Annotated in this window: 16 protein-coding genes and 1 riboswitch; of the genes, 9 read left to right on the forward strand and 7 right to left on the reverse strand. The window is 54.1% G+C overall.

Features of this window, described 5'->3' with window-relative positions:
- Window positions 1-151: 151 nt before the first annotated feature.
- Entirely contained in the window at window positions 152-988 is an 837-nt protein-coding gene (locus FHS90_RS13350; RefSeq protein WP_182513405.1) for a sulfite exporter TauE/SafE family protein, read from the reverse strand.
- A 1,044-nt stretch (window positions 989-2,032) separates the two neighbouring features.
- Window positions 2,033-3,685 carry an adenine deaminase gene (gene ade, locus FHS90_RS13355; protein WP_182513406.1) on the reverse strand — a complete coding sequence of 551 codons (1,653 nt, stop codon included), beginning with the start codon at window positions 3,683-3,685 and terminating at the stop codon, window positions 2,033-2,035.
- Window positions 3,686-4,139: 454 nt separating this feature from the next.
- Between ade and cmk the strand changes: the two genes are divergently transcribed.
- The 9 genes from cmk (at window position 4,140) to FHS90_RS13400 (ending at window position 15,986) form a co-directional block, all read left to right on the forward strand.
- Window positions 4,140-4,835: a (d)CMP kinase gene (cmk, locus tag FHS90_RS13360; protein WP_066834259.1), complete on the forward strand. Its 696-nt coding sequence runs from the start codon at window positions 4,140-4,142 to the stop codon at window positions 4,833-4,835.
- A gap of 86 nt (window positions 4,836-4,921) precedes the next feature.
- The gene (locus FHS90_RS13365) at window positions 4,922-5,815 is read left to right on the forward strand and encodes a 4-hydroxy-3-methylbut-2-enyl diphosphate reductase (protein ID WP_182513407.1); all 894 of its coding nucleotides are present in this window, start codon (window positions 4,922-4,924) and stop codon (window positions 5,813-5,815) included.
- A 76-nt stretch (window positions 5,816-5,891) separates the two neighbouring features.
- Window positions 5,892-6,434 carry a DUF502 domain-containing protein gene (locus tag FHS90_RS13370; protein ID WP_066834285.1) on the forward strand — a complete coding sequence of 181 codons (543 nt, stop codon included), beginning with the start codon at window positions 5,892-5,894 and terminating at the stop codon, window positions 6,432-6,434.
- 1,433 nt (window positions 6,435-7,867) lie between these two features.
- Window positions 7,868-10,441: a family 20 glycosylhydrolase gene (locus FHS90_RS13375; protein WP_182513408.1), complete on the forward strand. Its 2,574-nt coding sequence runs from the start codon at window positions 7,868-7,870 to the stop codon at window positions 10,439-10,441.
- Window positions 10,442-10,542: 101 nt separating this feature from the next.
- Window positions 10,543-11,337 (forward strand): alpha/beta hydrolase, encoded by a 795-nt coding sequence (locus FHS90_RS13380; protein WP_241498987.1) that lies wholly within the window; start codon window positions 10,543-10,545, stop codon window positions 11,335-11,337.
- Window positions 11,338-12,117: 780 nt separating this feature from the next.
- The gene (locus tag FHS90_RS13385) at window positions 12,118-13,320 is read left to right on the forward strand and encodes a PQQ-dependent sugar dehydrogenase (RefSeq protein ID WP_246387028.1); all 1,203 of its coding nucleotides are present in this window, start codon (window positions 12,118-12,120) and stop codon (window positions 13,318-13,320) included.
- A gap of 323 nt (window positions 13,321-13,643) precedes the next feature.
- On the forward strand, window positions 13,644-14,114 hold the full coding sequence (locus FHS90_RS13390; protein WP_182513409.1) for an ATP-dependent zinc protease family protein: 471 nt from the start codon (window positions 13,644-13,646) through the stop codon (window positions 14,112-14,114).
- Between the two features lie 20 nt (window positions 14,115-14,134).
- Window positions 14,135-15,070, forward strand: a complete 936-nt coding sequence (rimK, locus tag FHS90_RS13395; RefSeq protein ID WP_066834241.1) for a 30S ribosomal protein S6--L-glutamate ligase — start codon at window positions 14,135-14,137, stop codon at window positions 15,068-15,070.
- A complete protein-coding gene (locus FHS90_RS13400; RefSeq protein ID WP_182513410.1) occupies window positions 15,048-15,986 on the forward strand; it encodes a succinylglutamate desuccinylase/aspartoacylase family protein in 939 nt (312 codons plus the stop codon). Before rimK ends, FHS90_RS13400 begins: the two co-directional genes overlap by 23 nt.
- A 208-nt stretch (window positions 15,987-16,194) precedes the next feature.
- Here FHS90_RS13400 and metF read toward each other — a convergent pair whose 3' ends face one another.
- The 5 genes from metF to FHS90_RS13425 all read right to left on the reverse strand — a co-directional run bounded on the left by metF (window position 16,195) and on the right by FHS90_RS13425 (window position 25,292).
- Window positions 16,195-17,148 (reverse strand): methylenetetrahydrofolate reductase [NAD(P)H], encoded by a 954-nt coding sequence (metF, locus tag FHS90_RS13405; RefSeq protein WP_066834237.1) that lies wholly within the window; start codon window positions 17,146-17,148, stop codon window positions 16,195-16,197.
- A gap of 479 nt (window positions 17,149-17,627) precedes the next feature.
- Window positions 17,628-21,806, reverse strand: coding sequence for a methionine synthase (metH, locus tag FHS90_RS13410; RefSeq protein ID WP_182513504.1), 4,179 nt, complete (start codon window positions 21,804-21,806; stop codon window positions 17,628-17,630).
- 83 nt (window positions 21,807-21,889) lie between these two features.
- Window positions 21,890-21,997, reverse strand: a riboswitch (SAM riboswitch).
- Between the two features lie 233 nt (window positions 21,998-22,230).
- Window positions 22,231-23,376 carry a fatty acid desaturase family protein gene (locus tag FHS90_RS13415; protein WP_182513411.1) on the reverse strand — a complete coding sequence of 382 codons (1,146 nt, stop codon included), beginning with the start codon at window positions 23,374-23,376 and terminating at the stop codon, window positions 22,231-22,233.
- Between the two features lie 477 nt (window positions 23,377-23,853).
- Entirely contained in the window at window positions 23,854-24,363 is a 510-nt protein-coding gene (locus FHS90_RS13420) for a hypothetical protein (protein WP_066834229.1), read from the reverse strand.
- Between the two features lie 143 nt (window positions 24,364-24,506).
- Complete coding sequence (locus tag FHS90_RS13425; protein WP_182513412.1) at window positions 24,507-25,292, reverse strand: SAM-dependent methyltransferase; 786 nt, start codon at window positions 25,290-25,292, stop codon at window positions 24,507-24,509.
- Window positions 25,293-26,328: the final 1,036 nt, after the last annotated feature.

The raw sequence follows: 26,328 nt of genomic DNA on the forward strand, positions 1-26,328 counted from the left end.
CCCGTCCCCTCACTAAATTTTGTTCTACGTTTTCAACAATACGCCCCGTTTTAGCCTCCTATTGGCCCCCCCCCACCCTGGGGGGTGTTTTGGGGTTTTTTTAAAAAAACCCCCCCCCAAACCCCCCCCTGTGCATTACGCGGGGCCCGCGCTAGAAGTCATATTTGATGAAAATGTGCGCCACCACGCTCATGCCCGCCAGCAGAAGCCCAACCCCAATTAAGCGTTCAGATGACTGCTGGGAAGAGGCTCGTTTCTTCAGGAGCCCTTTCCCCAGCAGCGCCCCAACGGCAAACGCCAGCATGAGGGGCAGGCTCCGGGTCCAGTCAATGTGCCCCAGCCAATAATGCGAGGAAATGCCCGTCAGGCTGGTGATGATCAGGATGAAAAGTGAGGTGGAGATGGCAATCTGCGAAGGTATTTTGAAGGCTTTGATCATGAGGGGCGTCTGCAGAAACCCGCCGCCCACGCCAAACAGGCCCGCCAGCGTGCCGGTGCACAAACCCAGAAAAGCCAGCAGGCTCCCATTCAGGCGGTAGGCGGTGTGCCGGCTGTGGTTTTTCCTGATAAAAGAGGTGGGCATGCGGTTGATGCGGTATAGCATGCCTTTCTTCTTTTTTTGCTTTTTCTTGTAGGTGGCCAGCATGTAGACGCCCGTGACCGTCACAAACAACGCAAACAGAAACTGCATCTGCAGCACCGGCATGTACGCCACCAGAAACGCCCCTATCACAGTGCCCAGCATAGAGGTGGGTTGCAGCAGAGACGCCACCACGTAATCAATGCTTTTCTCCCTAAAGTTGAAGGCCGTTGAGATCACTGAGGCTGGGAGCAGCGCACACATGGCGCTGCCAATGGCCAGTTCAATGGGAAACTGAAAGAAAATGATGAGAATAGGCACCATGAACACCCCGCCCCCAAACCCAATGAGCACGCCAAACGCGCTCACGGCCACGCCAATCAAAAAAATGAGGAGTTCTGTTACCAAGTTGGAAAGGGTTAAGCGTACCAGGAAAGCAGAAATGGCCAAACACCCGGCGAATTGAGCGTTAGACCCAGAAGGCCATGGTGAAGAGTCCCGCCAGCCTTCTTTGCTTACTAGTTACAGAAATAATAGTTGCTCCTGAAGAAAAAGGAAAGGTTTCTGTTTTTGGCCTGTTTTGCGAAAAACAGGCCAAAAACAGGATTTAGGTGGAAGGAAGGAAGTTCCCCGCCAGCGGAATAAAGCCGGTTGGCAACGCGCCCTGATGTTGCGCTGGCGCGCGTCTCCAGACGCGTGCCTACCAGTGGCGGGTAGTCTCCAGACTACCCTTGCTGCCTAGCAGCAAACAACGCATTTCAGATCTTTAAATGGGACAAGGAGAGATAGACCTAGTGACCTGTTCAAGACACTTTCCCCTGACACCTTGGCACCATCCCCCGCGAGTCTGGAGACAAGTCTCATTCCAAGGCACGAGACTGTGGCCTCGCGCCAGCGCAAAGAAGTGGGCATAGGGAGATCTGGCTGGTCGCTAATTTTATAAAACCCATTTCTGACCTCGTAGCGTCCGGAGGACCTGCGAGCGTCTGTGCCTGAAGCGTCTGTGCCCTCATCCTAACCTTTTCCCTGAGGGAGAAGGAACACCGCCGTTACGTTTTGGAGCTGTTTTGCGCAAAACAGCTCCAAAACAGAAATTAGTTTTGATTCAAAAAATTCAAGTACAGCTATGTTGACCAGTTTGGCACCTCTAAAGACCTCGCAGTGTCTCCCAGACCTGCGAGTGTCTGCGCCAACAGCTTCTGCTAATGTAGCCTAAACTGCATTTTCCCTTTGTGCTGAAAATCCGCCTTTGCGTTATTGACCTGTTTTGCGAAAAACAGGCCGAAAACAGAAATGTAGCGGCATTGCCCTGTAACGCCATGGTAGCTGCTGCAGCTATTTCATCTGCCTCAAAAGATTTTCGGTTGCGGTACCTAGCGGTCAAGTTCAGCAAAAGCCGTTTATGAGCTGTTTTTCCTAAATCAGCCCAAAACTATTCCCTCAACCAATCCTTCACTCATTGCCCACCAGCACGTCTATAAACTGGAAATGCTGCCCGTCAAACAGGCCTTTGTCAGAGAGCTTGAGCGCCGGAATCACCAGCAGGGCCATGAACGAGAGCGTCATGAACGGCGAGGTGAGCGTGCTGCCCAGTTCCTTGGCGGCTTTGTCCAGTTGGGCATATTGTTCGGCCACCCAGTAGCCGTCCTCGGCAGACATGATGCCGGCCACGGGCAGGGGCAACACTTCTTCCCGGTCATCGGCCACGGCCGAAATCCCGCCCTGGGCATCAATTAAGAGGTTGACGGCGCGGCAGAGGCTCTCGTCATCACAGCCCACGGCAATAATGTTGTGCGAGTCATGCCCCACGCTAGAGGCAATGGCCCCGCGCTGCAACCCGAAGTTCTTGATGAAGGCAATAGCGGGCTCGGTGTTCTGGTAGCGGTTCACCACGGCCATTTTGAGAACGTCTTGCGCCACGTCACTCACCACGTTTCCGTTTTCCACTTTCGCATCTAGCAGCAGCATACCGGTAATCAGTTGCACGTCATACGGCTCAATGACCCGCAGTTTGGCCAAGCCTTGGGGCGCCGCCAAGTGGAACTGTTCTACCGTTTTCCGCTGCGCATGAAAATTATTGACAATCTCGCTGGGCGTGAATTCAATTTTGCTTTTCCCGTCTTCAGCCACCAGTTGGCCGTTGATGTAGGTTTGAAGCACGTTGAACTGTTCCAGGTTGTCTATTACAATGAAATCTGCCGGGTCTTTTTCCTGCAAGAGGCCCACTTCCAGTTTATAATGCTGCACCGGGTTCACGCAGGCGGCCTGTAGCACGTGGAACAAATCATGCCCTTTGGCCAGCGCCCGCTTCACCAGTTCGTTGATGTGGCTCTCTACCAGGTTGTCCGGGTGCTTGTCATCTGAGCAGAACATGATTTTGTCAGGGAACTCGCTGAGCAATTCAATCAAGGCCTCAAAATTTTTGGCGGCGCTGCCTTCGCGTATCAGGATTTTCATACCGGCGGCCAGCTTGTCGCGGGCCTCAGAGGCGGTGAAGCACTCGTGGTCGGTGGTCATGCCGGCGGCGGCGTAGGCATGGGCTTGTTCTCCCATAAGGCCGGGGGCGTGGCCGTCAATCTGCTTGTCAAACTTCTGGGCCAGCGTGATTTTGCGCATCACCAGCTCGTCCTGGTTCAGCACGCCGGGCCAGTTCATCATCTCCGCCAGATACTTGACCTCCGGCCGAAGGAAAAGCTCCTCAATGTCCTCAGGGGTGATTTCGGCGCCCGCCGTCTCAAAGGGCGTGGCCGGCACGCAAGACGGTGCCCCAAAGTAGAATTTGAACGGCACTTTCTTCCCGTTTTCCAGCATGTACTCCACGCCTTTCAGCCCCAGCACGTTGCCAATCTCATGCGGGTCAGAGACGGTAGCCACGGTACCGTGCGTCACGGCCAACCGCGCAAACTCAGACGGCACCAGCATAGAACTTTCTACGTGCACGTGCGCATCAATGAACCCGGGCAGGAGATACTGTGTTTCGGCCACAGGTTCCCGCAAGATGCGGCTGATGTGACCGTCTGCTATTTCAAGGGTGCCTGGGTAGATTTCCCGGTTCAGGACATCTATGATATTGCCGCTCACTTTGAAGAATCTTGGTTGGGCCATGGTGGTACGTTTCTGATGAGTTATAGAGCATGTTTAAATTTATCTTTTACGCTGCAAAATGGCATAGCAAGAACCTGCTTTCGCATTTTTCTCTCACCGTAGCGCTGCTACGCTGCTCAAAAAATGCTTCGGCAGAACCTTACTCTGTCATTTTTCGCTGGCAAAATCTAAATTTAAGCAAGCTCCTGTGAAAAATAAGCCGAAAACAGGCGGGTCAGTAAAAACCCGTAGCGGTTCCGGTAGATTACGTGTATCTTTGCAGCCAAAGTTAATGGTTTTGAGAAAGTATTTTTCCCTTGGGTTGGTGTGGTGCCTCTTGCTGGGGGCTGCGGCTCCGGCATGTACCAGTAAATCCACATCATTGAGTAAGAAGACCAAAAGCTACCAGCGCAAAATGCGCTCAGGGAAGGGAATTCCCTGCCCCACCAAAGATTGCTAATCTGTAAGTACTGGTATGAAGAAGATTGTGGTAGCCCTTGACGGGTACTCTTCGTGCGGCAAAAGCACTACCGCCAAGCAAGTGGCACAGGAACTGGGCTACGCCTACATTGATACCGGTGCCATGTACCGCGCGGTGACCCTCTATTTTCTGGAGCATTTCATTGACCTCACCAACCCCAAAAAGGTGCAGGAGGCCTTGAACAACATTGAGGTTTCCTTTCAGCGTAACTCCAAGAACGGCCGCAACGAGGTGTTCCTGAACGGCCTCAATGTAGAGGACGAAATCAGGAAGATGTATATCTCTGAGAAGGTGAGCGAGGTGAGCGTGCTGGCCCCCGTGCGCCACGCCATGGTTTCTGAGCAGAAGAAAATGGGCAAGCGCCGCGGCGTGGTCATGGACGGCCGCGACATTGGCACCGCCGTGTTCCCAGACGCCGAGGTGAAAGTCTTCATGACCGCCGAGGTAGACATACGCGCTCGCCGCCGGCAGGAGGAGCTGCTGGAGAAAGGCCAGCTGGTGCCGTTTGATGAGATTGTGGAGAATCTGCAGAAACGCGACCACATTGACTCTACCCGGGAGGAAAGCCCGCTTAGGCGCGCCGAAGATGCCCACCTGCTGGACACCTCGCACATGACCATTGACGAACAGGTAGACTTTGTACTGGATTTAGTGCATTCAGCGTTGCTGCAAAAAGAACTTGCCGGGTAAACGGTTTGTTCTGGATTAGAGTAAAAGACAGGGGCAACCCATTGATTGCCTGTCTTGCTCGCACATCTTGATACTTGACACGAGGTATGAACGTAACCATAGACCAGAATTCGGGCTACTGTTTTGGGGTAGAGTTCGCCATTCAGATGGCCGAAGACGAGTTGGAGGAAGTCTCTGAGCTCTACTGCCTGGGCGATATTGTGCACAACAGCATGGAGGTGCAGCGGCTCTACAACAAAGGCCTGCGCATCATTGACCGCGCCCAACTGCAGGAGCTGCATGACTGCAAGGTCTTGATCAGGGCGCACGGTGAACCGCCGGAAACCTACCAAACTGCCCTTAAAAACAACCTGGAGCTGATTGACGCGTCTTGCCCCGTGGTGCTCAAACTGCAGAACCGCGTGAAACACGCCTATGATTCCACCAAAGCCATTGACGGTCAGGTGGTCATCTACGGGCAGCAAGGCCACGCTGAGGTAATTGGCTTAGCCGGCCAAACCGGGAATGACGCTATTGTCATCACCACCGAGGAAGACCTGGACCAGCTGGATTACACCCGGCCCATCACGCTCTTCAGCCAGACCACCAAAAGTACCAAAGGCTTCTACAAAATGAAGGAGCTCATTGAGCAACGCGTAGCCGCGGCCAAAGCGGCGGGCGCCGAAGTGGAGGAACTGGACGCCAATGACAGTATCTGCCGCCAGGTCTCTAACCGCGAGCCGCAGCTGGAGAAATTTGCCCAGCAGCATGACGTGGTGGTGTTTGTGAGCGGCAAGAAAAGCTCTAACGGCAAGGCGCTCTACGCCGTGTGCCAGCGGGTAAACCCGAACAGTTACTTTGTGGAGAATGCCGCCGAGCTGGATAGGAGTTGGTTTGACGGCGTAACCTCTGTGGGTATCTGCGGCGCGACGTCAACGCCTATGTGGCTCATGCAGGAAGTGGCAGACGCCATTCAGGCCAGTCAGCCCGCTGAAGTATAAAAGAAATAACCTATATAGAGATTAATCAGTATTTTAAAGCCCCACCCCTTGGGGCTTTTTTTCTATCTTCTTGTCTATGAAACGCATTCTACGCTATTTCCTGAATGGTTTTCTGATTATGGCGCCCATCAGCCTCACCGTCTACATTATTGTGGCCACGGTAGACTGGCTAGATGAGCTGTTCTATTTAGACTACCCGGGGTTGGGGCTGCTTCTGATCATCATGCTGACCACGGTGGTGGGGTTCATAGGCTCCTCGTTTCTGGTCAGGCCGTTTCTGGTACTCACTGAGCGCATTCTGAGCCGCCTGCCGCTGGTGAGCATGATTTACTCATCGCTCAAAGATTTGTTTGACGCCTTTGTGGGCGAAAACCAGAAATTCAACCAGCCGGTGCTGGTGAAGATGACGCAGTTCCAGGACACGTATAAACTGGGCTTCGTGACGCAGATGTCTATGGAGGCGGTGAACCTCCCAGACAAAGTGGCGGTCTACTTTCCGCACTCCTACAACTTCTCGGGCGAGCTCTTCCTGGTTTCCCGTGAAAACGTGACCTACCTGGAGATTCCAAGTGGCGAGATGATGAAGTTTATTGTCTCCGGCGGGGTGTCTAAGCTGTAGCGTAAGTGCGTTTTAGGGCTGTTTTTCGGAAAACAGCTCCAAAACAGGTTTTCTCCTTTTTACCTCATCTTTTAAATTATCCTGAGGCAGGCGGAGGCGGTGGGTAGTATTGTTTGCCGCTGCTGCCGCTGCTGCAATGCGTGGTCTGCTGTTTCCACTTGGCTGTGCTTTGTGGCCTTGCGCTGGTTGCGGGTTTCTGGCTCTGTTGCTGCTGTGGCAGGAAAGTGCAGCCTGCTGCTGCAGTTGCTGTGGTAATGCGTAGTCTGCTGTTCCCCTGGCTCTAGCGTTTGCTCCGGTGCCTCACTCACTATACTGTTTCATCTTTACCGGTAAGCGCTCACGGCCGCGGGGCCCCGTCCTGGGGGTGAGCACTGCTGTTAAAACTAGGCCCTCCGGCCTTGCCGCTGGTGCGGCACCGTATTAACAGAGGCGCTCACCCCCAGGACTGGTTTGGGTTCCTTTACTGTAACTGCCTTACTTACTCTGTCTGCCTCTGCACGTCACCGTTGCTGATCCGCTAGCCTGAGACGAGCCCGTGCTGCGCACATCAGCCATGGGCAGAAGTGCTAATTAACAGAGGTTCCACCAGCAGAAGTGTTGATTGTTCATTGTTGTTTGTTTGTTGGTTTACTTATTGCTGCTGGTTTGTCACTTTCTCTGGTTCAGGTTTCCAACTTGGACCTACAATGATGGAAGCTTTCAGCTTCCATGAGGCGGCAGCCTCACATTACTTCTGCCTTCTATAGCTCCCTCTTCTGCCCCTCTATGGCGCGGAAGTTACTTCCGTGCCTTCTAACGCCAGATGATATTCCCGCGCTGGCACGGGTCCCCAGACGCGTGCTTACAGCTGATGGGCCGTCTCTGCCTGCCCTCGCGGCGCGGCGGCGAAACCAGGCATTGCTACTTCATCCATGCTGAATTGCCTAAGATGAAAAGAAAGGACTCAAAACTCAGGACTCAGGACTCACTCTGATGCTCCCCCTTTGAAGGGGGCGAAGGGGGATGTTGACACGCATGCCAGGACATGGCCTGCTTACCGCGGAAGAGCCTAAAACTGGACAGCCTTTTCCTTTTGAAAGAGACACAGATGTTTACCTGCCAATCTACGCGTTCCCGGAAAATGACATTGAACCAGATTGCCTCCGGCCGCAGCATAAAATTGCGTTTTCGGCCTGTTTTCTGGAAAACAGGCCGAAAACGCAATTTGGGGAATAAATAGCCTGGCTGGTCTGATCTGAAGGGGGGAGGCGCAAAAGGGCCGGCTAACGCCTGAATCAATTGATTGAAGTGACTCTGTTGGGAGTAGTTCTTGTAGAACAGATTTTCTGGTGCACAGCCAAGAATAGGAAAGCAGCATGAATTCTTTTTGGTGAAGACGGGCATTTTTGTTCTATTAGTGCTTCCTAAGCTGATCAGTACCTTACCACATCCCCATGTTTAGATATTTCATTGTCGCTCTGGTTTGCACGTTGGCCTTCTCCTCAGAGGGGTGCGGACAGACTACCTCTACCCAATCAGACAAAGCAAAAACCACCCCCAATCAGTCTGCTGCCGCGCCCCTGCAACTGACCTGGGAGGTGGTAGAAGAAAAACACCAGGGCAAAAACCAGACGCTCTCAGCGTTGACCATCCAGAATACCGGCAAGGAGGCGTTGCCTGCCCAGGGCTGGACCCTGTATTTCCACGGGTCGCCTTCGTTTAAGCCCAAGGCGGGCGAGGCGGCGCCTGTGAAGACCGAGTTGATCAACGGCGATTACCTGAAGATGATGCCTACCGCCAATTCCAAAGCCTTAGCCGCAGGGGCGTCGCAGCGTATTGAGTTTGTAGGCGCGGGGCAGGTGGTGAACCAGTTCCGGGCGCCGCAGGGCTTTTACCTGGTGTGGGACAAAGACAAAAGCAAAGGTTATCCCGTTTCCCTGAACATCATCAAGCCTAACCATACCGCCATTGACTGGGAAACCCCGCAAAGTATTTTTACCAAGAATCAGGAAATCAAAGACATTCCCGCTGAGAAGCTGACCAAGATTTTCCCTACGCCGGCGCAGTACAAAGAAACCGGCCAGGCGTTCACACTGACCCAGGCGGTGCCCGTGGTGGCCGACAAGGCTTTCCAGAAAGAGGCAGATTTGCTGGCGGTTCAGTTAGGAAACGTGTTGGGGACTAAACCGGCGGTGAAAACAGCGGGGACGGGCAAAGCCATCAAACTACAGCAGAAAACGGGCATGGGCCCGGAAGCCTATGAACTGACGGTGACGCCGCAGGAAGTGGTGATTTCGGCTACCACGGCAGCGGGCGCTTTCTACGGGGCGCAGTCCTTGCTGACGTTGTTGCCGCCTTCGGCCTTGGCCAAGAAACAAACCTCTGTGCCGGTGCCGGGCGTGCAGGTGAAAGATGCACCGCGTTTCGGGCACCGCGCCTACATGATGGATGTGGCCCGCAACTTCCAAACCAAGGAGCAGGTGCTCAAAGTGCTGGATTTGCTGGCGCTCTACAAGATCAACGTGTTCCACTTCCACTTCAGTGATGACGAGGGCTGGCGCCTGGAGATTCCGGGCTTGCCTGAACTGACCCAGGTGGGCGCGCGCCGCGGCCATACGCAAGATGAACTGGACTTTATGAACCCGGCCTACGGCTCCGGGCCAGAGGTAGACAAGCTCAGCGGAAGCGGTTTCTACACGCGCGCTGACTTTATAGAGATTCTGAAATACGCCCGCGACCGCCACATCAAGGTGATTCCGGAGATTGAGACGCCCGGCCACGCCCGCGCCGCCGTCAAAGCCATGGATTCGCGGTACGCGCGCCTCATGAAGGAAGGCAAAAAGGTTGAGGCCGAGCAATACCTACTGCGTGACCCGCAGGATAAGTCGGTGTACCGGTCTGTGCAGAATTTCAATGACAACGTGATGAATGTGGCGCTGCCGTCTACCTACAACTTCCTGGAAAAAGTGACCGATGAGCTGTTGGGCATGTACAAAGAAGCCGGGGCGCCTATCCAAACTATTCATTTCGGGGGGGATGAAGTGCCCAACGGTGTGTGGGAAAAGTCACCGGCAGTGCAGGCGTTGATGGCTTCTAACCCGGCTGTGAAGACCGTTGATGATGTGTGGTACTATTACTTCGGGAAGGTGAATGCCATGCTCAAGGCCCGCAGCCTCTACCTGTCGGGTTGGGAAGAAGTGGGCCTGACTAAAGTGCGCACCAACGGCAAGCTAAGCTATGTGGCCAATCCGGATTTTGTGAAGGAGAATGTGCACGTAGACGTCTGGAATAACCTGGGCCAAAACATTGACCTGGCCTACCGCATGGCTAATGCTGGCTATAAAGTGGTGCTGACCAATGTGACGCACTATTACATGGACCTGTCTTACCAGAAAAATTATGATGAGCTGGGCCACAACTGGGGCGGGTATCTGGACGTAGACAAACCGTTCTATTTCATTCCGTTTGACTATATGAAGAGCATGCGGGTGAACGAGAACAATGACCCGGTCTCGCCCTCGGCGTTCGCCGGAAAAGAGCAGCTCAAACCCGAGGCCCGTGCCAACATCATAGGGCTGCAGGCCCCGCTCTGGAGCGAAATTGTGAAAACCCCGGAACGCCTGGAGTACATGCTGCTGCCCAAACTGATGGGCCTGGCCGAACGCGCCTGGGCCCCGGACCCCAGCTGGGCCACCAACCCTGGATCAGCAGAGAGCAAGACGGCTTATACCCAAGCTTGGTCTGAGTTCACCAACGTGCTGGGCAAGCGCGAACTGCCAAGGCTGAGCTACTATGCCGGCGGCTTCAACTACCGCATTCCTACCGCAGGCGCGAAGGTAGAAAACGGCAAAGTGCTGGCCAACGTGCAGCTGCCGGGCCTGACCATCCGGTACACCACCAACGGGGCGGAGCCTACCGTGAAAAGTAAACCGTATGCGGGGCCCATTGCGGAGAAAGGCACCGTGAAACTGGCGGTGTTTGATGCGGCAGGCAGGTCTGGCAGAACGGTAACGGTAGAGAACAAGTAGAATTCCTGAAGACAGCTTGGCGTTTTGGGGCTGATTTCTGAAAAATAGCCCCAAAACGCCAAGCTGTTTGCGTATAAGAAGTCTCACCAACAAATTGCCGCGTGCCTCTCCTTCAACTTAAGTCTTCCAGACTCCACTACCGCATAATGGGCAGCGGTCCCAAGGCCCTGCTGGCGTTTCACGGGTACGGGCAGGAGGGGCATTACTATGACGCCATGGCGCGGGTGCTGCAGCCGCAGTACACCGTCTATGCCATTGACCTGTTCTTTCATGGGCAAAGCACCTTGAGTAAGGCAGATCAGCCGCTGAGTAAGAGAAAGCTGCAGGAGTTTATCCAGGCGCTGCTGGAAAAGGAGGGAATAACCAAATTCTCAGTGATGGCTTTCAGCATGGGCGGTAAGTTTGCCCTCACCACACTGGAGAAGTTTCACCCGCAGATAGACCAGTTGTACCTGATTGCCCCAGACGGTATCAAGACCCACCTGCTGTACAACATTGCCACCTATCCCGGCTGGCTGCAAGGGGTGTTTAAAGGCATAGTGCTGCGGCCCACCCGCTTTTTTAAAACCCTGCATTGGCTGGAGCGCAAAAGATGGGTAGACACCAGCCTGGTCAAGTTTGCCAACTGGCAGATGAACTCCCCTGAAAAGCGCGTGCGCGTGTACCGCAGCTGGACAGGCTTCCGGAAATTGACCTTCAGCACCGCTTACCTGGTAAAGCTGTTGAACCAGAGTGAGATTGAGGTGACGGTGTTCCTGGGAAAATATGACCAGATTATTTCGCACGGGCGCCTGAAGAATTTTCTAAATGCGTTGCACCGGCATAAATTGGTGGTCTTGCAGACGGGCCATACCAACTTGCTGCACGCAGTCGCCAACTTTATCAGGAAGAGATAGAGTGCAGCGCCTGTAGGTAAGGCAAACCCGCAGCACCAGGTGGCCAGCGTAAGCGCCTCATGCCTAAGAAACAGTCATGGGGAGGAGAGGGGCGCGGGCCGTCAAAAAGAAAGGACAAACTTGTTGCGCTTTTTACGCAGCGGCCCTTATTCTCAGAACTCCTTTGGCAGATCTTGTCACATACCAAACATTTTAGGGAATTCAGAAGTACTCATAGGGGATGACTGAGTACACCAGTAAGCGCATTTTCCCTCCTGACTTTTGCGCCTTAAAACGGCATCATAAGAACCGGGCTGTGCCAGAGTCTTTTCGCCAGCAAACCCAAATGGAAACAGGCTCTATGAATAAGCCGATTATGCTCCCCAGAAGGATAAAGAAGGTTGGTAGCCCATTAAGGGATCCATGTGGAGTTAAGAGCATGTTTAAATTTGCCTTTTGGTCTGCAAACGGGTATCAAAAGAACCTGACTTCGCGGTTGACTCGCACCATAGCGCTGCTATGCTGCTCAAAAAACGCTTCGCCAGAACCTTTCGCTCCCCGTTTTCGCTTGCAAAATCAAAATTTAAACAAGCTCTAACCTTGATTTACTTATGCAAGCATATACAAGTCTGGCGTAAGTTACTAAGAAAAGGTAAAGCTGTTAAAAGGTGTGAGCAGGGGCTACTTTTGCCGGCAGAAGCAGTGTTTTTACTTCTACTGATATGGATTTGGTGATAGTGCCTAGAAAAGGGTTTTTTCTGATCTGCTGATGTTCCGTTCCACTACTAAACTATGAAAAACATGAAGTCTTTGAAAATGAGTATTGTTGCCCTGGCCATGCTTGGGGTGGTAGGCTGCTCCTCTAACTCTGAGAAACCAGGCGCTGACCAGGAAGGCGAGGTAACCTCTAAGGCGCCGCAAGACACCACCTCTGAGGAAGTCACAGAACAGCCTGCCCAAGACCCTGACCTGAGCAAAATCTCACTGCCAGACGGGTTTGAAATCAGTTACTTCGCCCAGAAGGTGGAGAACGCCCGCTCTATGGTGTTAGGGCCAGACGGTACGTTGTATGTGGGCTCCCGTGACAAAGGCAACGTGTACGCCCTGCCAGACAAAAACAAAGACGGCCGTGCTGATGAGGTCATCACCATTGCCACCGGCCTGAAAATGCCCAACGGTGTGGCGTTGCGCAACGGGGCGCTGTACGTAGCCGAGATCAGCCGCATCTCCCGCTATGATAACATTGCCGCCAACCTCAAGAACCCGCCCAAGCCGGTGGTGGTCTATGACAAGTTCCCCACAGAGGAGCATCACGGCTGGAAATACATTGCCTTTGGCCCAGATGACAAGCTGTACGTGCCCGTGGGTGCGCCCTGCAACATTTGTGACAGAAAAGAGTCTGTCTATGCCGCCATTCACCGCATGAACCCAGACGGGTCAGGGCTGGAAGTGTTTGCCAGCGGCGTGCGCAATACCGTGGGCTTTGACTGGCACCCGGAGACCAAGGAGCTGTGGTTCACAGACAACGGCCGTGACCTTATGGGGGACAACCTTCCGCCAGATGAACTGAACCGTGCCCCCCGCAAAGGCATGCACTTCGGGTACCCGTTCTGCCACGCGGGTGAAATCCTGGACCCTGAGTTTGGCAAGGGAAAGAACTGCGCCGCATACACCCCGCCGGTGCAGAAATTGAATCCGCACGGCGGAACCTTGGGCATGGAGTTCTACACGGGCAATATGTTTCCGGAGAACTACAAAAACCAGATTTTCATTGCTGAGCACGGCTCCTGGAACCGGACCGAGAAGATTGGCTACCGTGTGAGCCTTTACCGGGAAAACGCTCAGGGCAAGGGCAGTTTTGTGCCGTTTGCGGCGGGCTGGCTGCAGGAGGGCAAGGAGTGGGGGCGGCCCGTTGACGTAGAGATGATGCCAGACGGCTCCCTGCTGGTGTCAGATGACATGAACAACGCCATCTACCGCATTACCTATGCCGGCAGAAAGTAGTTCTGTTTCTGGCTTCTTTTTTTGAAATTCGCCCCAAAACAGCGGGGCTTTGTTTTCCGCTGAAACAAAAAAGCAGTTCTGTGATCAGGCCTCAACTGTGCGTCTCCTGAGTTACCCCTGTGCCTGGAGAACTGGAGAAGGGCAATAGGCCGTCTGGCATGTGGTACGGTCATCAAAGGCTGGGCAGACAAAGCCGGGTGGTGGCATACAGGAGCCTAGGGCCAGGAGCAGCTTTGTTTATGAAATGAATTGATTTCTGTTTTTGGCCTGTTTTTCTGAAAACAGGCCAAAAACAGCATGTACCACGGTTTGCGGCTTTGCCTATGAAAAAGAGTAGCCCAGAGAAAAGTATTATTGGCCGCCGGGAAATGGTAGATTTCCCTGAGTTGGAGCTGTTTGAGATTGAGGCCAAGGTAGATACGGGGGCGTACACCTCCGCCATCCACTGCAACAACATCAAAGAGGTGAATCTGCCAGACGGCACCCGCGCCATTCATTTTGAGCTGCTGGATGAGAACCACCCCGCGTATAACCACAAGGCCTTCCAGTTCAGTGAATTTTCGCTCCGTAGTGTAAAAAGTTCGTTCGGCGATGTGCAGGAGCGCTACATTATCCGTACAAAGATTCTCATTCATGGGCAGGAGGTAGAGACTGAATTCTCCCTCTCAGACCGTAGTGACCTCAAATATCCGGTGCTGTTGGGCAGAACCCTGCTGCGCAAGCGGTTCATTGTAGACGTGTCTAAGAAAAACCTGTCTTTGAAGGCGAAGAACAAGTCTAAAAAGAAGAAATAACCCTTTATCGCTCTGACTGTATGAAAATTGCGATCCTTTCGCGCAACCCTAGATTATACTCTACCCGCCGCCTGGTAGAGGCTGCCCAGCAACGCGGCCATGAGGCGGTGGTGCTAGACCACCTGCGCTGTGACCTGGTCATGGAGAAAGGCGACCCGCATATTCTCTACAAGGGGGAGCTGCTCACCGGCATTGATGCGGTGATTCCGCGCATTGGGGCCTCTGTCACGTTTTACGGCACGGCCGTGGTGCGCCAGTTTGAGATGATGAAGGTGAAAAGCGTGGTGGCCTCCCAGTCCATAGTACGCTCCCGTGATAAACTGCGCAGCCTCCAGATCATGGCACGCGCCGGGCTGGGCATGCCCAAGACCGCCTTCACCAACTACTCCAAACAAGTCAAAGAACTGATTGCCGAAGTGGGCGGCGCACCGCTGGTGATCAAACTGCTGGAGGGCACCCAAGGCCTGGGCGTGGTCCTGGCCGAAACCCAGAAAGCCGCCGAGTCAGTGATTGAGGCCTTCCACAACCTCAAGGCCCGCATTATTGTGCAGGAATTCATTGCCGAAAGCAAAGGCGCCGACATACGCGTGTTTGTGGTGAACGGCGAGGTGGTGGGCGCCATGAAGCGGCAGGGCAAAGAAGGCGAGTTCAGGTCTAACCTGCACCGCGGCGGCAGCGCCAGCCTCATCAAACTTACCCGCGCCGAGAAAGCCGCCGCCCTCATGGCCGCCAAGTCTCTGGGCCTGGACGTGGCCGGTGTTGACATGCTGCAGTCTAAACGCGGGCCGCTCATTCTGGAAGTGAATTCCTCACCGGGGCTGGAAGGCATTGAGAAAGCCACCCAGCAAGACATTGCCGGAAAAATCATTGAGTACACAGAGCTGCTGGTTAACAAAGGGAAACCTAAAAAAGCGAAGAAAAAGACTACCCCAGATGGCGGAGATGATCATCAATGACATTCCCATTTATCCGGGAGACGAAAAACTGGTCAGGCTGAACATTTCCCGTCTGCCCAGCGGCACCGCGATAGATATCCCCATTCACGTGTTCAGGGCGCAGGAGCCGGGGCCGGTGCTGCTGCTCATGGCCGGTATGCACGGTGATGAGGTAAACGGCATTGAGCTTATCAGGCGCATGATCAGGCGCAATATGCTCACGCCGCTGCGCGGAACGGTGCTGGCCATCCCTATTCTCAACATCTACGGCTTTCTGAACTTCTCCCGCGAGGTGCCAGACGGCAAAGATGTGAACCGGAGTTTCCCGGGCAATGACAAGGGCTCCCTGGCCAGCCGCGTGGCCGCCCGATTTGTCAAAGAGATTCTGCCGCTGGTAGACTGTGGCATTGACTTTCATACCGGCGGGCGGAGCAAATCAAATTACCCCCAGATACGCTGCCGTTTTGGTGACGGCCAGGCAGATGCCCTGGCGCAGGCATTTGGGGCACCGTTCATCCTCAACTCTAACTACCGCCCTGGCTCTTTGCGGAAACAAGCCGCCGGCATGGGCAAAACCATCATTGTCTATGAAACCGGCGAGTCGCTGCGGTTTGACGAACCCGGGATCAACCTGGCCATGGAAGGCACAATCCGTATCATGCAGTACCTGCAGATGGTTGAGCAGGCCGTGCCCGTGTCACACCCCCCGGTCATCTGCCAGAACACCACCTGGATCAGGGCCCGGCGGGCAGGAATGTTCAGGAGCTTTGTCAAAAACGGACAGGCGGTGAGCCGGGGCCAGCAGGTAGGGGCCGTGTCAGACCCCTTCGGCTATGCCACCCACCCCATTACCTCGCACGTGAGCGGCTACGTGGTGGGCGTCAACAACATGCCCGTGGTCAACCAGGGAGATGCCATCTTGCACATTGGCTACTGATCTTCAGGTGAACTTTTCTCTTGGGACACATTCCCGTTTTGGGGCTGTTTTTCAAAAAATAGGCTGAAAACAGGAATAGAATCAACAGTTGCGTGGGGGCAGAAGATAACAGAGAGCATGCTGTCAAATAAAAACGGGAGCCTGTCTGGTTAAATAGACAGGCTCCCGTTTTGGGGCTGCTTTTTGAAAAACAGCCTGAAAACAGCTGTTAGAAAATGGCTCTTGCCACAGCCGCGGTGGCCTCAGACTTGCTCATGGTATAGAAGTGCAGGCAGGGCACCCCAAACTCCACCAGCTCTTTGCATTGCTGAATGGTCCATTCAATGCCTATCTGTTTCACCTGCGCGGGCGTTGTGGCGGCTTCTACGGCGTTCACCAGATCCTCAGGCAGGTCAATGTTGAAATAGCGCGGCAGCACGTTGAGCTGGTTTTTGGTGGTCAGCGGCTTCAGGCCCGGGATAATGGGCACGTTGATTCCCGCGGCGCGGCAGGCTTTCACAAAATCACAGAACTTCTCGTTGTCAAAGAACATCTGCGTGATGATGTAATCTGCCCCCAGGTCAACCTTCTGTTTCAGGTACTTCAGGTCAGTAGACAGGTTGGGGGCCTCCATGTGTTTTTCCGGGTAACCGGCTACGCCAATGCAGAAATCGGTGGGCACAGGGTTCTCCATTTCCTCATCCAGGTATTTGCCGTGGTTCAGCTGCACCACCTGCTGAATTAACTCAGAGGCGTGGGCGTGACCGTCTTTGTGCGGTCTAAAGCCCGGCTCGGTCTTCACCGCATCGCCGCGCAGCAAGAGCACGTTGTCAATGCCCAGGAAGTTGAGGTCCATGAGCGCGTTCTCGGTTTCCTCTTTGCTGAAGCCCCCGCAGATGATGTGCGGCACCGCGTCTACGTGGTACTTGTTCATGATGGCGGAGCAGATGCCCACCGTGCCGGGCCGCTTTCTAATGGTGATTTTCTCCAGCAAACCGTTCTCGCGCTCCTTGAACACGTACTCCTCGCGGTGGTAGGTCACGTTGATGAACGGCGGCTTGAACTCCATGAGCGGGTCAATGCCCTGGTAAATAGACTGAATGCTGGTGCCCTTCACCGGTGGTAATATCTCAAAAGAGAAAAGGGTTTGGGTAGCGTTCTGTAAGTGCTCGGTAACTTTCATTGACGTAGTGTCGGTGTCTTTTTTGGCCGTTGGCCGATGTTTATTTTTGATTCCGCCCAGGGCGATGCTTCTGTTTTATTGTAATTCTATGGGGTAAGCTTCTGCTTGGGTCCTTTCCCATTTTTGGCCTGTTTTCTGGAAAACGGGCCAAAAACGGGACTGCCATTAGACACAGACATCGCTTTCGCTATTTTGTTTATGTCTCTAGAGGTTTACCTTTCTTATTGCTTTTGTTTCGGCTCTTATTCCCTTCTTTTTGTCATCCTGGAAGGATCTTGTGAGCGAACAGTAGCAGCGCTTTTTCCACGCTTTTCTAGTTCGCCTACTGTTCCCTAAGTTCCTTTCAGGATGACAGCAGGGGGAGAGGGTTGCAGAGAAAACAGAGTACAATATAAAAGACGGGTTTCTCCGGCTCCACTCCACCTGTTTGGTTTTCCGTTTTTGGCCTGTTTTCACCAAAACAGGCCAAAAACGGAAAATCAGTAATTTAAATTCGGCGACAGCCAGCGCTCGGTTTCCTCCACAGGCATGCCTTTGCGTTGCGCGTAATCTACCACCTGGTCTTTCTCAATCTTGCCCAACCCGAAGTACCGTGACTGCCTGTGCGCGAAGTACATACCCGACACCGCCGCCGTAGGCCACATGGCCAGACTCTCGGTTAAGGTGATGCCGGTGTGCTTCTCCACGTTCAGGAGCTGGAACAGCGTGGTTTTCTCGGTATGGTCCGGGCAGGCCGGATAACCGGGCGCCGGACGGATGCCCTGGTATTTCTCTTTGATGAGTTCTTCGTTGGTGAGGCTTTCCTCGGGCTCGTAGGCCCAAATCTCCTTACGCACAATCTCGTGTAGTTTCTCCGCGAATGCTTCGGCCAGACGATCAGCTAAGGCTTTGGCCATGATGCTGTGGTAATCGTCATGATCGGCTTCAAACTGTTTTACCAGATCGTCCAGGCCAATACCGGCGGTTACCGCGAAACCACCCGTGTAATCTGCCAATCCGGTTTCTTTAGGCGCGACAAAGTCAGCCAAAGCTAAGTTGGGCACGTTCGGGCCTTTCTGGCCTTGCTGGCGTAGGGTACGGAAGTGTGTGAGGACTTCGGTGCGTTGCTCATTGGTGTAGATTTCCACGTCATCATCCCCTATGCTGTTGGCTGGGAACAGACCTGCCACGCCGTTGGCGGTGAGCAGTTTTTCGTCTACAATGCGTTGGAGCAGGGCCTGAGCATCGGCGTACAGTTTGGTGGCTTCGGCACCCACTACTGCGTCTTCCAGCAGTCTCGGGAATTTGCCGTGCAGCTCCCAGGCCTGGAAGAAGGGCGTCCAGTCAATGTACGGCACCAGTTCTTCCAGCGGGAAGTTTTGGAACACCTGTACACCGGTTTTGGCGGGCGTGTACACATCTTCGGCTTTCCACTCAATGGGTAGTTTGTTCGCACGGGCCTGCGGCAGGGGCAGGTATTTCTTTTCCTTCTGGCGGCTCAGGTAGCCTTCGCGCATCTCGTCATATTCTTTCCTGATGTCTGCCGCAAACTGCTCTTTATTGTCCGGGCTCAGCAGGTTGCCTACCACGGGCACGCTGCGCGAGGCATCCAGCACGTGTACCACGGTGCCGTTGTAGGCCGGTGCCACTTTCACAGCGGTATGGGCACGGGACGTGGTGGCCCCGCCAATGAGCAGCGGAATGTTGAAGTTCTGGCGCTCCATTTCTCGGGCAACGTGCACCATCTCGTCCAAAGAAGGCGTAATCAGACCACTGAGGCCGATTACGTCTACGTTGTGCTCACGGGCGGCATCCAGAATTTTATCGGCGGGGGTCATGACGCCCAGGTCAATCACCTCGTAGTTGTTACAGGCCAGTACCACGCCCACAATGTTTTTGCCTATGTCGTGTACGTCGCCTTTCACGGTGGCGAGGAGAATGCGCCCGGCATAGCGGGAGACCTCACCCCCCTGCCCCCTCTCCCGCGGAGAGGGGGTGTCCGCTGATGGGGTTGGGAGCGGTAATGGTTCCTTTTGGAGTTCCTTTCTTATTTTTTCTAACACCTGCGGTATTTGGGTGAGCACTTCCTCGTTGGTGAAGCGGATTACTCTGAAACCAAGGCTGTTCAAATAATCGGTTCTCAGCGCATCGTATTCTTGCTGCTGCTCATGGATTTCTCCGTCCACTTCTACCACTACGCGTGGATTCAAGCACGCAAAATCGGCGATGAATTCTTCAATAGCGTGCTGTCTCCTGAACTTGAAGCCCTCCAATTTTCGATTTCTAAGGGCTTGCCACAGCACATCTTCTGCTTTGGTAGGCTCTTGGCGGTTGTGCTGCGCAAACTCCTTCAAAACTTTCCACTTTTCGGCCGGCGATGTAAACACAAAGTTTCCCAACGCATCAGCAGAACTCCCCTCTCCGTGGGAGAGGGGTTGGGGGTGAGGTCCGTCTTCTGCTTCCAGCGCAGCCACTCTCGCTTTCTCTTCTTCAATATAAGGCAACAAATACGCCACCGCTTTTTTCATCACGCGGGCGCTTTTCACCACCTGCGGGAGAAACATTTTGCCTTCGCCGAAGAGGTCGCCTACCACGTTCATGCCGTCCATGAGCGGACCTTCAATCACTTCCAGCGGTTTGCTGTACAGGTGGCGGGCTTCTTCCACGTCCTGGTCAATGTATTCTACCAGTCCTTTCACCAATGCGTGCGTTAAACGCTTTTGCACCGGTTCGTTGCGCCAGGCCTCGTCGCGCACCACTTCTTTGCCTTTGTTTTTCACCGTTTCGGCGAACTCCACGAGGCGCTCGGTGGCGTCTGGGCGGCGGTTCAGCAACACATCTTCCACGCGCTCCAGCAGGTCTTTCGGAATTTCCTCGTAGACTTCCAGCATACCCGCGTTCACGATGCCCATGTCCAGACCGGCTTTGATGGCATGGTACAGGAACACCGAGTGCATGGCTTCGCGCACGGGGTCATTGCCCCGGAACGAGAACGAAATATTACTCACCCCGCCGCTTACTTTGGCACCGGGCAGGTTCTGCTTGATCCAGCGGGTGGCGTTAATGAAGTCGACGGCGTAGTTGTTGTGCTCCTCCATACCGGTGGCCACGGTCAGGATGTTGGGGTCAAAGATGATGTCCTCGGCGGGGAAGCCTACTTCTTTGGTTAAGATGTTGTAAGCACGCTCGCAGATCTGGATGCGGCGCTCGTAGTTGTCGGCCTGGCCTTCTTCGTCAAAGGCCATGACCACCACAGCCGCGCCGTAGCTGCGCACTTTGCGGGCATACTCTTTGAATTTTTCTTCGCCTTCTTTGAGGGAGATAGAGTTCACGATGGCTTTTCCCTGCACGCACTTGAGACCGGCCTCAATCACGCTCCACTTGGAGGAGTCAATCATGATGGGCACGCGGGCGATGTCTGGTTCAGAGGCGATGAGGTTCAGGAACAAGGTCATGGCGGCTTCTGAGTCCAGCATGCCTTCGTCCATGTTCACGTCAATGATCTGGGCCCCGTTCTCCACCTGCTGACGGGCTACGGCCAGGGCTTCTTCGTACTGCTCGTTCAGAATGAGACGGGCGAATTTCTTGGAACCGGTCACGTTGGTACGCTCGCCAATGTTCACAAAGTTAGAGCCTTCGTACACCGTGAGCGGCTCCAGGCCCGAGTAGGTAGGAACGGCCGGTAACTGCGGCAACGGACGCGGCGGGTATTCTTTGGCAATCTCAGCGATGACCTTGATGTGCGGCGGGGTGGTACCGCAGCAGCCCCCCACGATGTTCACGAAGTTGTTCTCCAGGAAATCACGGATGTGCTGGCCCATTTGCTCCGGCGTCTCGTCGTACGCCCCGAAGGCGTTGGGCAGACCGGCATTGGGGTACGCACTGATATGGAATTTTGACGCCTTGCTTAAAGACTGCAAGTGCGGCCGCAGCTGCTTCGCCCCGAGGGCACAGTTAAAGCCCACGCTCAGCAACGGCATGTGTGAAACCGAGTACAAAAACGCCTCCACGGTCTGGCCGGAAAGCGTACGACCGCTGGCATCAGTAATAGTGCCGGACACCATGAGCGGCAAGCGCTTGCCCGTCTGCTGGCTGTATTGGTCAATGGCGAACAGGGCCGCCTTGGCATTGAGGGTATCAAAGATGGTTTCTACCAACAGCAAATCCACGCCGCCGTCTACCAGCCCGCGCACCTGCTCGGTGTAGGCTTCTACCAGCTCATCATACGTGATGGCGCGGTAGCCGGGGTTGTTCACATCCGGCGATAAAGAAGCGGTACGGTTGGTAGGCCCGATGGCGCCGGCTACGAAGCGGGGTTTCTCCGGGGTTTTGGCAGTCCATTCCTGGGCGGCTTCTTTGGCTATTCTGGCAGATTCATAGTTCAGTTCGTACACCAGGTCCTGCATGTCGTAGTCGGCCATGGCAATGGAGGTGCCGCTGAAGGTGTTGGTTTCGGCTATATCGGCGCCCGCCTCAAAGTAGAGGCTGTGGATTTCCTTGATGATGTGGGGTTGGGTGAGGGAAAGCAAATCATTGTTGCCCTTCACGTCCAGGTGGTAGTCTTTGAAACGCTGGCCGCGGTAATCTTCCTCTTGCAGGTTGTACCGCTGGATCATGGTACCCATGGCACCGTCTAAGACTAAAATTCGTTTCTGTACTTCTTCCTCAATGCGGGTCATCTTCTTGTGCAAACCTAAAGGGTTAGTGGCGGCTCAAGAAAGGGTAGGAGGAAAGTGGCGGGCAGGTGTGTAGGAATCTCCGTCACTCATCTCCCCCGGCGCGTAGGTGCAGCGGGTAGGAAGTAGCACCCAACTGAATTGGGTTGCTAAGACATCACAGGGCCTAATCCCTCCGTCTTTCTTGATAAGCATCTGCAAAGGTACAGGCTGGGGTTGGATTCTGCAAATGAAGGTATTGGGGGCTTGATTTTTAAGTACGGGGAGAGGAGAAGGAATTTGAGTAAACCGTTTTCGGCCTGTTTTCCCAAAAACAGGCCGAAAACAGGAATAGGAGAAACTCCTGTCTAAAAGTAACCTGCGTGCTGCGCGGCTGGCATAAGCGTTAGGGCAAGGCACATGCGTTTTCAGCTAGCAGGTCTAGGGCTTAGCTGACAAGAAGGTGCTTATGCTTTGAGCTTTCAGTTGCCAAGGAAAGGGATTGTTCCCGGTACGCCTGCCAGCCCAGCTTCTTGAGCATGCGGTAGTGGGAGCTCAAAGCCTTCAAGAATGTAGGGCTTTCAATGTAGGGCAGCCCGAACTCATGCGCTGTGGCTTTGACAATGGCCGCAATGCCCGGATAATGGATGTGACAAACTTTAGGGAAGAGATGGTGTTCAATCTGCTGGTTCAGGCCGCCCAGCAGGAAGCCAGCCAGCTTGTTCTGCGTGGCGAAGTTGGCGGTAGTACGCATCTGGTGGTCTGCCCAGGCTTCCTCCATGTTGCCGTCTTCATTGGGCGTAGGGAAATCGGCTCCTTCTACCACGTGCGCCAACTGGAAAACCAGCCCCAGAACCAGCCCCTCCACCAGGTGCAGGCTAACAAAGCCAATCAAAAACTGCCACCAGGTAATGTCTAAGAGAACCAGGGGCAGTGCAATGAACATCACGTAATAGATGGTCTTGTAAAAGAAGAGCCTGAAGACCTCTTTTTTAGGGTGGTTGACCGTGGCATGTTCTCCTATCTTTTTCTGGAAGAACTTGAGGTAGTCTTTCCTCAGCACCCAGGAGATGGAAGAAAGGCTATAAAGCCCGAAGGCGTAAATATGCTGGAACCGCTGGTGTTTCAAGACCTTCTCCTCCGGGTTTACCCGTATGAGGCCGGGTGCCACCTCTATGTCCTCATCATGGCCAGGTATGTTGGTGTAGGTATGGTGCACCACGTTGTGGGTCAAATTCCAGACGTAGGGGCTGGCGCCAATGAGGTTAAAGACAAAGCTGTAGCTTTTGTTAACCTTGTTGCTGGCCGAAAGCGACCCGTGAATAGCGTCATGGCACACATTGAAGCCAATCAATGCGCAAAACACCCCCAGCAGCAAGGCCAGCCCAAACATTTGCCACACAGAAAACAAATTGGAGAGAATAAGACCATAAAGGCCAGCCGCCCCCACCAGGTAGAAGGCTATTTTGCGCCACATGGCGGCGTTGGCATGCTTAGAGTTGCCATTTTCTTTCAGGTAAGCCTCTACCCGTAAACGGGTGGTGGCATAGAACGCAGACTTATCTTTATTGATGAATTTTAACTTGGAAGACATGAAGAGGAAGTGAAAAGGCCAGGCAGCGCCGGTAGGGGGTTTTTGTGCCAAGGAGAAGGTTTAAATCAGTGGTCTGTCAGTACAAACAGCTAGAATAAGGTGCTGCCAAAAGAATTCTTCAGCCTTGTGCCAGTGCTGCAAAGGTGAGAGAAGCCAATAGGCAACTCCTGCCAAAACCGCCTGCCGCAAGATAGACCAACTTTACACATGCCCTAAAGATGAAAATAAAAAACCAGACCATCTACTGGGGCTGCTATCTTGTCAACGAGGTTGTTGAGGATAAAGTGCTGGGGAAGGTGTAAATAGTAGGTATTTGTTTCGGCCGGCGGCCGGCTAAAAGAAAAGTGCGTGTGAGAAAAAGTCTGAACCCGGTTTCTGTTTTGGGGCTGTTTTCTGAAAAACAGCCCTAAAACAGAAACCGCAGAAATAGAAAAAGCCTGCACAGGGCAGGCTTTTTCAAGTAGGTCTGGGGAAGCATTAGAATGTGTACCTAACGGTCAGAGCTCCGTCAGGAAACAAGAAAAGACCGTCTTGGTTGACATCCAAAAATGGCTTAAAATCGATGCCCACCGAAACCGGAATTTCCGTAATCTGATATTCCAGACCTACAATTCCGTCTATCCCCACCGTGGCGAGGGTTTTATTTGCTGAATCATAGTAGTGTTTGTAGGTGCGGTCATGGTAATACCGCCCCTTGTAGGAGCCAATGTGCGCCCCCGCGCCGTAAAACCACTGCAGTCCCGGTACCCCCAGGGCACTGGCGTGCAGCTCATACAGCCCGGTGAGATGAAAGCCTTTGCGCCCGAAACTGGTGCCTATGATCGCTTCTATGGCCGCGCTTCCGTTCAGGAAGTACTTGCCGGAGATCCCAGATGAAAGGCCCCCCACCCTGATCCCAACGCCATGCTGCTGGGCACGGGCCTGGGTAACAGAGAAAAGGCAACACCACAGCAGGCTCAGCCCAAAAATAAATCGCAGTTTCTTCATAGTAAAGTTAATTCTTGTTTCTAAGACAGGTGATACTGCCCCAGCCCCTATAAAACTGCAGTTGGGGCAGAATTATTTTACCAGTTTCAAAAACGTACGCAGCCGGTACAGCCTCCCGGTCAGTGGCCGCCGCTGGGGCAAAGTTAACTTTTTTTGTAAGACTGCAGGTAGGCATCTTTGCGGGTTCTCTGCCCAATAAGCCGGAAAAAGCTGATATGGTGGTGGTTGTCTTTTTTGAGCGCCCGGGCAAAAGGGTCATTTTTCTGGCCGTGCTCCTCAAAATCCTTCACGTACTGCTCCCGTATGAGCTCGGCGGCCGGCAGCAGCTCTGCCACCGTGACCTGCACCAGGCCCGTCTTCTCCCAGAGCTTCCGCCACCAGGGCACCGAATGGATGTAGTACCAGTAATCCTGGTAGTCTTCGCGCAGAAACACGGGCACCTGCTCCAGTGTCTCAATCTCTTCTTTGAAGCAGACGTCTACAACGCCAATGTATCCGTCTGGCTTTAGAAAGTGGCAGATGTAGGGCAGGTACTTGTCATCTGTCCCAAAATAGGTGTACGAGTCAATCACCAGCACCACGTCAAAGAACTCCTCCGGGAAGGGGAGCGCGCGGGCGTCTGCCTGCAGCGGGAACACGCGGTTCTCCAGCCCGGCCTCCAGCACACGCGTATAATTGGCCGTGGCCGAAATGGCCTCGTCTACCGCCCACACCTGCACCTTGAATTCCTTCGCCAGAAAAATGGAGCTGGCCGCCTTGCCGCAGCCCAGGTCCAGCACCCGCATACCTTCCCTCAGAGGCAGCAGGGCTGTGATGCTCTCCAGGTTGAAAAGTACGTTTTCGCCCATTGAATGCTCCCGCACCCATTGGGGGTCATAGTGCGCGCTGCGCGGAAAGAAATGCTTGATCTGGTGTTGGGCCGAGGACATAGGCAGTAGTTGTTTGCAGACTGTACGGGGGAGAAGGTCTGGCGGTTGGGGCATACAGCTAGGCGCTTTGCAGCGGGAAGGATTGGTCTGCTGTTCTAAAGGCGATGTGTCGTCTGAGGTTCCCTTGGCAGTGGCTGCCGTAGGTTAGTAACTGCCAGTTGCTGCTGCTGCAATGCGAAGTCTGCTGCTCCCCTGGCTGCGGCAGGTATGCGTAGTATGCTGATCCCTTGGCGGTGGCGCTTGATGCTGTATTTAGTGACAGCCAATTGCTGCTGCAGGAATGCGTAGTCCGCTGTTCCCTTGGCTTTGGTGGTTGACGCGGTGCCTCACTCACTGCATTGTTTCATCTTTTCCGGTAAGCGCTCACGGCCGCGGGGCCCCGTCCTGGCGGTGAGCACTGCTGTTAAAACTAGGCCCTCCGGCCTTGCCGCTGGAGCGGCACCGTATTAACAGAGGCGCTCACCCCCACGACTGGTTTAGGTTCCATTGCTGCTATTGCTTTTCTTGATGTAGATTGTTTGCAGGTTAGTGCTGTAGTTCCGCTAGCCTGAGTCGAGCCCGTGCTGCGCACATCAGCCGGTGGAATGGTTGATTGGCTGTTGATTGCTGATGCGAATGGTTTCCCCTATCATGCGCTGGCGCGAGTCCCCAGACGCGTGCCTACTGATGACGGGCGGTCTCTGGCTGCCTCCGCGGCGCGGCTGCGAGACCAGGCATAGCTGCTTCATTCGTGCTGAAGTACCTGAGATGAAAGAAAGGATTCAGAACTCAAGACTCAGAACTCAAAACTCACTTCGATACTCCCCCTTTGAAGGGGGCGAAGGGGGATGTTTAGATAGGAGGGCACGCGTTGCAGAGAATTCCCCTCCCGGGAGGGGGTGGGTTCCATACGCCTGCCCCCGCTGTGCCGCCTGCTCAAAAGACCTCGTAGCGTCTTTCAGACCTGCGAGCGTCTGTGCCAGTAGCTTCTGCCATAACAACATGAACCGTTTCCCCTCCTCCTGACCTTCTTCCGCAGGGAGAAGCAACAACGCTA

The organism is Rufibacter ruber (genome assembly GCF_014138425.1).
In the GTDB taxonomy this organism is placed as follows: Bacteria; Bacteroidota; Bacteroidia; order Cytophagales; family Hymenobacteraceae; genus Nibribacter; species Nibribacter ruber_C.